The organism is Aquimarina addita, from assembly GCF_039539305.1.
Taxonomy (GTDB): Bacteria; Bacteroidota; Bacteroidia; order Flavobacteriales; family Flavobacteriaceae; genus Aquimarina; species Aquimarina addita.
In genome coordinates, this window is the sequence record NZ_BAABCW010000025.1 from 48,240 (window position 1) to 57,210 (window position 8,971).

General features: G+C 31.5%; 7 protein-coding genes. 3 read left to right on the forward strand and 4 right to left on the reverse strand.

Translation table 11 applies throughout. The features are described 5' to 3' along the window. The first annotated feature begins 514 nt into the window (after positions 1 to 514). Entirely contained in the window at positions 515 to 823 is a 309-nt protein-coding gene (locus ABD816_RS19960) for a hypothetical protein (RefSeq protein WP_344930434.1), read from the forward strand. Positions 824 to 829: 6 nt separating this feature from the next. Here the strand turns inward: ABD816_RS19960 and ABD816_RS19965 are convergent, their stop codons facing one another. Then, positions 830 to 1,843, reverse strand: a complete 1,014-nt coding sequence (locus ABD816_RS19965) for a DUF6588 family protein (RefSeq protein ID WP_344930436.1) — start codon at positions 1,841 to 1,843, stop codon at positions 830 to 832. 288 nt (positions 1,844 to 2,131) lie between these two features. Between ABD816_RS19965 and ABD816_RS19970 the strand changes: the two genes are divergently transcribed. Together ABD816_RS19970 and ABD816_RS19975 are read left to right on the forward strand one after the other, a co-directional pair. Next, on the forward strand, positions 2,132 to 3,307 hold the full coding sequence (locus ABD816_RS19970) for a cation:proton antiporter (protein ID WP_344930437.1): 1,176 nt from the start codon (positions 2,132 to 2,134) through the stop codon (positions 3,305 to 3,307). Positions 3,308 to 3,679: 372 nt separating this feature from the next. Continuing rightward, positions 3,680 to 4,054, forward strand: a complete 375-nt coding sequence (locus tag ABD816_RS19975; RefSeq protein ID WP_344930438.1) for a hypothetical protein — start codon at positions 3,680 to 3,682, stop codon at positions 4,052 to 4,054. A 201-nt stretch (positions 4,055 to 4,255) separates the two neighbouring features. Here ABD816_RS19975 and corA read toward each other — a convergent pair whose 3' ends face one another. The 3 genes from corA to ABD816_RS19990 form a co-directional block, all read right to left on the reverse strand. Next, positions 4,256 to 5,323 (reverse strand): magnesium/cobalt transporter CorA, encoded by a 1,068-nt coding sequence (gene corA / locus ABD816_RS19980; RefSeq protein WP_344930440.1) that lies wholly within the window; start codon positions 5,321 to 5,323, stop codon positions 4,256 to 4,258. A gap of 139 nt (positions 5,324 to 5,462) precedes the next feature. Then, positions 5,463 to 6,521 (reverse strand): mechanosensitive ion channel family protein, encoded by a 1,059-nt coding sequence (locus ABD816_RS19985; RefSeq protein ID WP_344930442.1) that lies wholly within the window; start codon positions 6,519 to 6,521, stop codon positions 5,463 to 5,465. 263 nt (positions 6,522 to 6,784) lie between these two features. Further along, positions 6,785 to 8,542 carry a CocE/NonD family hydrolase gene (locus ABD816_RS19990; RefSeq protein WP_344930443.1) on the reverse strand — a complete coding sequence of 586 codons (1,758 nt, stop codon included), beginning with the start codon at positions 8,540 to 8,542 and terminating at the stop codon, positions 6,785 to 6,787. Positions 8,543 to 8,971 lie beyond the last annotated feature (429 nt).

Genomic DNA, 8,971 nt, shown 5'->3' on the forward strand with positions numbered 1-8,971 from the left:
TTTATATCTGTGACACTTGATTTTATATATTAGATGATTTTTTTAGTTTTTTCTTTCGTTTGTTACTCTAAAATTCTACGATTTTAGTATTTAATCATACGAAACGACAATTTTATCAGGTATACATACATCTTGGTTATTGTTATAGTCTCTCCATTTTACTAATTTGATTGAAAATGATAGTTGTAATTTATTGGTGTTTATATCGAATTAAATTTCTATACACCTGGTGTGAATGATATTTTTCCTAATCATCATCAATGTGTCATTTTGTTTATTGATGTGATTATTAAATTTAACATGCAGTAATATATTTTACTACAATCATTGATTAATAGTTATTTTGTTATTGTTAATCAATAAGTTGTATTTAGATAAAAGATGATTAGAAATAAATTTTATGAATATTTTATAATATCGGATAGGGTTGTGGAATGTGTTTTGAGAAGAGAATTGTGTAAGAAAAAACGGATACATTTTATTTATTCATAAGATGTTATTTAAAAAAATGAAGATGATGTTAAAATTGACACGAAATTTTAGAGCCAAATTATGTGAGATTGACCTACTTTATCAGCAAGTTATTGTCCAATTATCTATTCCTGATAGAATTAATTATTGCGAGTCCTTGATTTATAGGACTAAAGAGGATCTAGCAGCTACCCAAAGTTCGAGGTCTAAAAAAGACTTAAAAAAAATACTAAGGGCCGGAGTCAAAGAATTAGAACAGCTACAGATTTGCTGCTCGCATACGCATTATCGAAATCGAAGTGGTAATGAGCACAGTAACCTTGCTACATATCAAAATTATGAAAGATTATGAGTTTTGTTAGATTCCAAAATGCAAACCAACAGATAAGCCATTATATTTTGCCAGCGTATAGTCTATATTCATTTTAAAAAAGGCTAAAGAAAGTTTAGCACCTATTGTTGCTCTAACTCCAGAGGTTTTATTCTCTATAGAAAAAGGATCTATTATGGTTTCTTGTGAAATTACTCCTGATTGCACTCTATATGTCCCTTTAAGATCTGTGGTTGAAGTCCCCGTCAGATATCCGAGCCCTCCATATACGTTAAAGACGGGTAATTTTGTGGAGCCGATTAATTGAAATAAAAATGTATTAGTATTGTTCTCAAACCGCTGATCTTCTCCATCCACAATATTAGTGTCTGTAAAATCATAACTGCCATCCAGATGTGTATATGCTATCAACCCTGATATACCTACTGGGAATAATTTGTCTGCCGGAAGCCAACTCGTAAATTCGTGTTGAATACCAAAACCATATAATCCTACATCTGCATCATTGGTAGTAACTTTTGGAAAAAATCGGGCTTTTATTTCTGTTCCTTTAATAAGCCCAAAACTCGCTTGTAAAAAGGCAGTAGGAACAAAATTAATATTAGAGCTACCCAATCCGGTAGGAAGTTCAAATTCTGCATCCTGTGAGGGAATGGCAGGAATTCCACTATCACCTTCGATGACCACGACTGCTCCTTGAATATCTCCAAACGCTGTAGCTACCTCCTTTGAAGTGCTACCATCTCTAAATTGAAGATTCTCATAATCAGAAGTGTTTAAAATAAAGGATTTATTATCGTCATTTACAAAAGCACCATTGATAACTAGTGATATGTCAAAACCAAAAAGTTTTTTGGCTTTACCAGAATTAAACCATCCATTATTCATACTATAGACCAATCCATCAGAAGCAGGTCGCATGTAGGCTGTAGCAAATCGCTGTGCATCATTGATACCAGCTGCTAAGAGGTTGTCTATGTTTTGTTGTGCAGCCACACAGGTGGTGATCAACAGAGATAAGATTAAAGTAAGTTTTTTCATAGGAATTCTGGGGAAATAAGTTTTTTCTATTCACCCTCAATTTATAAAAAATAAATTTATTAAAGGCATTTTTCCTTTTACAATTGGTTAAAAGTGGTGTTTCTTTCTAACTTATCCTCTTGCCATCTCGTATTCTCTATCTTACTTTTAATAAAAAACTTCTAATACAAGTAGTATTAAATTTTTATTCCAATTTGTGTGATCTACAATTTTTTTACTACGGGGTAACTAATTTTATAATAAAATGAGTTGCCTTCTTATTATGAAGTATATTTATGAAAAAAATCGATGTTACTAATTTCTGAAATAGATTCAATCATTACTTTAATCTCCATTCTGGCAATTTTTGTGATTTTGATTAGTTTGATTCTTAGAAAATTAAATCAAACATATATTATAGGTTATATTTTAGTAGGTATTATTCTTGGTCAAAATGGTTTTGGAATTATAGAAGATGCAGAATCCATACATCTTTTTGGAGAGCTAGGTGTCATTTTATTATTATTTTTTATTGGTATGGAAATCAATTTAGTTGACTTTTTGAAACAATGGAAAGTAGCATTGCTGGGAACGCTCGCTCAGGTAATCATTAGTGTGTCTTTGGTTTTTTGCATAGGATATTTTTTTAATTGGAATTTTGCAAGGTCTATGATTATAGGTTTTGTGATAGCATTAAGTAGTTCTGCGGTAGTTATTAAACTCTTACAGGATAAAAATTTAATTGATACTACCAATGGTAAGAATGTACTAAGTATACTATTAACACAAGATGTGATTTTTGTACCAATGCTTCTTATAATTTCGCAGTTGGGCGGCAAAACTCAAACGGCGTTAGAAAATTTTATGATGGTTGTTGGTGCGATCATTATTATTTCTCTTTTATTATTTATTTATATAAAAAAAACAATCTCATTTCCACTTGCTAAAAGAATAGTGAGAGATCATGAGTTACAGGTGTTTCTAGCAATTTTTTTATGTTTTGCAGGAGCATTATTTACTTCAATTTTTGGTCTTTCAGCTGCATTAGGTGCTTTTGTGGGAGGAATGATTATTAATTCTGCAAAAGAAACACATTGGATTCATGATACTTTACAATCATTTAGGGTGTTATTTGTATCGTTTTTCTTTATTAGCGTTGGCTTACAGATGGATATTCAATTTATTTATTCTAATCTTTGGATTATTCTTTTAAGTATAGCAGCGGTATATCTTACCAATCAATTTATCAATTCATTGATTTTAAGAGCGTTTTCTTGTACTTGGAAAGAGGCACTGTTAGGAGGCGCTTTATTATCTCAGATCGGAGAATTAAGTTTTTTATTGAGTTCTATGGCGTTAAGCCTTCATATCATTAATGACTTTGGATACAAATTTACTATTAGTTTAATATCATTAACTTTAATTATAAGTCCTTTTTGGATTAGCTGTATAGAAAGATTAGTGGGGTCTAAAAAAACTACATAGCCCTTAAGAATCAAATTAATAGGCTTAAGTATAATAAAATCACTGTATATGAAGTGCATAAACTCATAAGTAGATCTGTGGTATTTTTAATTTGTAAACTAACCAACAAGTTGTGCAACTAGAAAATATATTTACGAATACTTCTATATTATATAGTCCTTGGTTTATCATAAATGATACTAATGGTGATAAGATATAAAAAAGGCAACACAGATAAAAATTTGATTCCTGATAATGCTATTACTAAAAGGATTTAATTGCTATATTGTTTAAAACAAGAATTTTGTAAAGTTTTGTGACTTTACTTAAATTAGTGTGTCATAAATAAGAAGGAAGGGTTTTATTGAATAATACTAATTAAAATTTTAAAAGATGAAAAATATAATGAATAGTAGATTATTAATTCTGGTAGTGTTATTTTTTAATTTTACAATGATTGCTCAGGAATTAGAAAAAGAGATAGTAGAGGTGCCTGTGGTAACAAAAACAGTACAAGGTACATTTGATGGATATGAAGATGATATATTTAGTTTTACCTATGCTACCGAAGATGGTGATGAAGCAAATATTTTCTTCAAAAATATTAAACCAGAGTTTTTAAAAGCATATGAGTTAAAAAGTAATAAATATGTAGGAAAATCTTTTAGTATTACTTTTGATACTGTCGAGGAAGCCGAGGTAGATGATGATGGTGATACACAGTATAATCGCGTAAGAACCGTTACAAAATTAGCGTTAATAAAATAATCAACAGGGGTGGTCTTAAAAATCTTAGTAGTTATTACGAGTCCTTCAATCTGATTCTGGTTAGGTGAGACTAATAAGCCATATAATGTGTCAAAAGTATCTTAGTGCATACTGGTTATTTATTTTAGACAACCTCCGTTTGTATAATTGTTAATAGACATTAAATATCCAAAGGTATAGAATATGGAGGCTGAATTGATTTTACAACCACTTTTTTCTCTTAAAATAGTATAACAAGCTAAAGAACGTAATAATCATTACACCCCATAAAATATAATATCCATATTTGAATTTGAGTTCCGGGATATTTTCAAAATTCATTCCGTAGATTCCTGCCAGAAACGTAAGTGGGATAAAAATAGAAGCAATAATTGTTAAAACCTTCATCACTTCATTCATCTTATTACTGATTGTTGTCATATACATGTCCATCAATCCCCAGATCATTTCGCGATAAATATCAATACTCTCAGATACCTGGATAATATGATCATATAAATCCCTGAGATAGAATTGTGTTTTTTCATGGATTAGCGGATGCTCCATTTTTTCAATCCTGTTAACAACCTCTCTGAGTGGAAAAACAGCTCTTCGTATTTTTAAAATTTCTCGTTTTTGACTTTGGATATCATAGGTAATATTATCATTAGGTTTTTCTTCAAACAAGTCATCCTCCAGCTCTTCAATTTTTTCTCCCATCGTTTCGATAAGATTAAAATAATTATCCACTACAGCATCCATTAGTGCATATAATAAGTAATCGGCCCCCATAGTTCGTACCCTACCTTTTCCAGTACGAATACGATTTCTAATCGCATCAAAAACATCTCCATCTGCTTCCTGAAACGATATAACATATCCTTTACCCACTACAAAACTAATATGTTCAATCGCTAATTTTTCATCTTTATCAAAGTAAAGCATTTTTAATACAACGAATAGATAGTTTTCATATTCATCAATTTTGGGACGTTGTTGCGTGTTGGCTATATCTTCTAATATCAGAGGGTGAAGATCATAATGTTTTCCTATTTTTTCAATAGCTTCTGTATGATTTATACCATTTATATTAACCCAGGTTACTGGTTCGGATTCGGCATACCTAAATGCCTCTTCAATATCATTTAATTCCTTTTCCTCAAAAGAATCTTTATTGTAATCAAATACTTCTATGTATAAATCACTTGATGTCTTATCACCTGTATATATTACGGTTCCTGGTACTAATCCTTGTTGTTTAGCGGCTGCTGATGGAGTAGTTTCTCCCATAGGTATTTTAATTTATGAAACACAATGTAATATATTTAATGTGTCTTTACAAAAGAAGTTTTAAGAAACGACTAACTCTTTAGACTGAATAATTTCAATGAAACCGATCCTTTTTTTATATGTAAAGTTATAGCTTCCTTTATTTTTGTATAGAATAAATAGTTTGTGTTGGAAAAGCAAATTCTAATCCAGCATTTTCAAATCTTTTTAAAATTTCGAGATTGATATTATTTTGGGTAGTTCCAATATCAGCTTCTTTTCTTATGAAATAGGTAAAATTAATTATTAGGGAAAATTCACCAAAATTTTCAAAAAATATGGCAGGTGTTTCTGTCACAAATTCTTGTTGTTCTTGAATAATAGTTCTCAGGATATCCATGGCTCTCTCAACTCCCTCGGCATTTGTTGTGTACGTTAATCCAAGCTTAAGCCCAACTTTGCGTGTAGGTTCTAAAGCGACATTCTCCACACTATTATGGATAAATTTTGCATTAGGGATGGTGACTAGAGTACCATTAGTAGTTCTTATTCGAGATCTTCTTATACCAATTTCTTCAACTTTGCCGTCAAAACCATCTACACGTACTCTATCATTAACCATAAAAGGTTTATCTGTAAAAATAGAAATACCTCCAAAAATATTTTCAATATAATCTTTTGCTGCTAAAGCAAAAGCCAATCCACCGATTCCCAGTCCGGTAATCAACGCGCCTACATTATAGCCTGCATTGTTAAGCGCGATAATAATACCAATTGACCAAATGGCAATAGTTACTATTTTTCTAATAATAGGAAAAAGCTGGTCGTCAAAATCACTGTCAGATCTTTCGATTACCGGCTCCATATATTCTTCAATAATAGCGTTGATCAATTTTGCAATAAACCAGGTGATACCTATCACAAACATCACATGATAAACCTTATCCATAAAATCGGCAACCTCTCCAGATTTGTTTAGATATTCGATACCAAGATAAAACCCTACGATTGTAATACCATAAATAGCAGGTTTCTTCATTGTAATCAATAAAATATCATCCAATCTGGAAGCTGTATTACGAGTAAAAATTTTAACAATTTTAGTAAAAAGCAGATAGGCTATTTTAGCGATAATAATCCCACCAGCAATAAATACAAAGGCAATTAACCATTGTGAAATTGTGTTTAGATAATACTCATTGGATAAAATTTCGGACATTCTTATTTGATTTTTCCTTTAATCATTTTCAAAATAAATAGGTAAATGATTTAGCAAGTAAATTTAGTACAATTTTTTAATTCGTATGATTATTTCTAATTCCTAATTAGTTTTAAAATTGTCAAAAATTCTGACGCTAAAAAAGGAGTTTTTGATATTGTACTGAAAACAAATTATACTTACTAAAATTTAAATACAAATAAGAAGCAGGTATTTAAATTTTAGTAAGTATATTTTTAGTACCGTTTATATAATTAATAAAATCAGTCTGGAATTACAGGGACTAATAAATGAGAATCAAATTTATTACCTGTATGAATGGTATGTATTCCTTTGTTTACGGTATAATAATGTCCTAAAGAAGGATGGCAAAAGAGATCTTTTCCCTGAATAACAACTTGAACAGATTCTCCCTTTGTGAATAATGTACTACTTGGCAAAATTTCGATTTCTACAGGCAAAATTTCATTTTTGGATAGTTTTTGTGGATTTTGAAGGGTTAAAATTGGTTGCCAAGGAGTAGATTTAGCGGTATCTAATTCACGTTCTGAAACGCGCAACCACCCCATAGAAACAGGGCCTTTTGTATATCCAAGTTTTCCATAGAAAGAGACTTCTTTGCCTTCGGTATCGAGCTTTTTAATAGCTACAAATAAGTCCATATCTGAACCTTTGCTGGTAGAAACCCAAAGTTTAAGTTTCATATTACCACTTAATTCGGTGTCTTTGTCAAATGTATACGTAAAGCTTGCATTGTCTGTAAGAGGATCATAATCTATTGTCTCAGTTTTACTTGAGGAACCTGCCTTAAGTGTATTAGAACTGGCTTCTAAATAGAGTTTTCTATATTTAGTACTTTCAATAGGCCATGATTTTTCGTAGCGTACCTTGTATTTTTCTAAGCTTTCTCTTACTTCTAGGCGAACTGAAGGAATACTATCAAAACCATTCTCAATTCCTTTTAGGAAATGATCGAAAAAGTTTTTTTGAAAAACGAGTGCATCTTTACTGTAATAGGTCGCCCATTTTGAGCGTCCGTGCGTATATAACCATTTATTTTCAGAAGAAATTTTCTTATACCCTTCAAAAGAACCACGAGAATGTAACCCTTGATCAGACCATGTAGCACAAATAAGAGCAGGAACCTTAATAGTATTTAAATAAATGGTTGGTGGTGGCGAAATTTTTTGAAAGAGATGCGGCTTTTTGTGTATCCGTTTAAAAACCGGAAATGGGGGAAGGGGTTTTTCTTCGTTGGCACATTCGTTTATTCGTTTTGCCCAAAATTCGGTAAAAACTGTTTCCGGAATACCACCGTGATACAATACTTCCCGAAATGAATCTGTATTACCTTCCCAAGGGATAATAGCTTTTAAATAAGAAGGAGGATTTTTAGTAGCGGCTACCCATTGTGAAATTGCTAAATATGAGACCCCATTGAGTCCTACATTGCCATTACTCCAGGGTTGTGTTCCTGCCCAAGTGATAGCTTCATGAAAATCTTGTATGTTTTGATCATCAAATAGAGTGGCAGTTCCTTCAGATTTTGAAAAACCTCGAGAATCTACCTGTACTACAACATATCCATTTGATATCCAAAAGGCAGGATCAGGACCTTCCCACATGGTCCACGGACTGACTTCATAAGTTCCAAGATTAAAATCATCAAGGTATGCGGCATTTACTACAGGGGAATACTCGTCTGGTCCTTTGTCTTTGTCGTACGCGGTAAAAGATAATACAACAGGGTAACGCCCCTCTTTTTTGGGACGAAATACATTTGCAGATAAGGATATACCATCTTCCATAGGAATAAAAACTCCTTTTTCCACAACGATTGTCTTTTTTAATGAATCAATATTTAATACTGAGATAGGATATGTATCTGACTCTGAAGGTTCTATATTTTCAAATGAGATTTGTTCGCATGGATTGCCATTTGCTTGTGGATGTAATTGCGCGCATGAGTCTATTATAGTTATCAAGACCATTATCAAGAATAGGATACTTAGCTTTTTCATTTTCATCTTATTTTATAAAGACAAAATTAATGCCGATAGATTAGAAAAATTTCAACATTTGTTGAAAAATCAGACTTTTTTATTGCCAATTTTAAATCATTAGTAAGAAGCAATTAATATCGTTTTTTAAGATCACTTATGAGAAATAAAAGACGTTATGTTTCTAGCCCTGCCAATACATAAGAAATGTCCACTGAAAAAAAGTGAGGCTAGATTTTATTGCGGTAACCTATGTGTAGTGGTTAAAGATATCGCCAAAATAATAGAATATCATAAGAATTTAATATCTAATCTAGTAGACTCTATGATACTCCCAATGCTTAGGACAGGATAAAGATATTTTTAATTTCTAAGAAGCCATTTGTTTTTGATAAAATATTTGATTTGGAGGTACTTTTCCGATTTCAGTATGTCTTCTTTTGGTGTTGT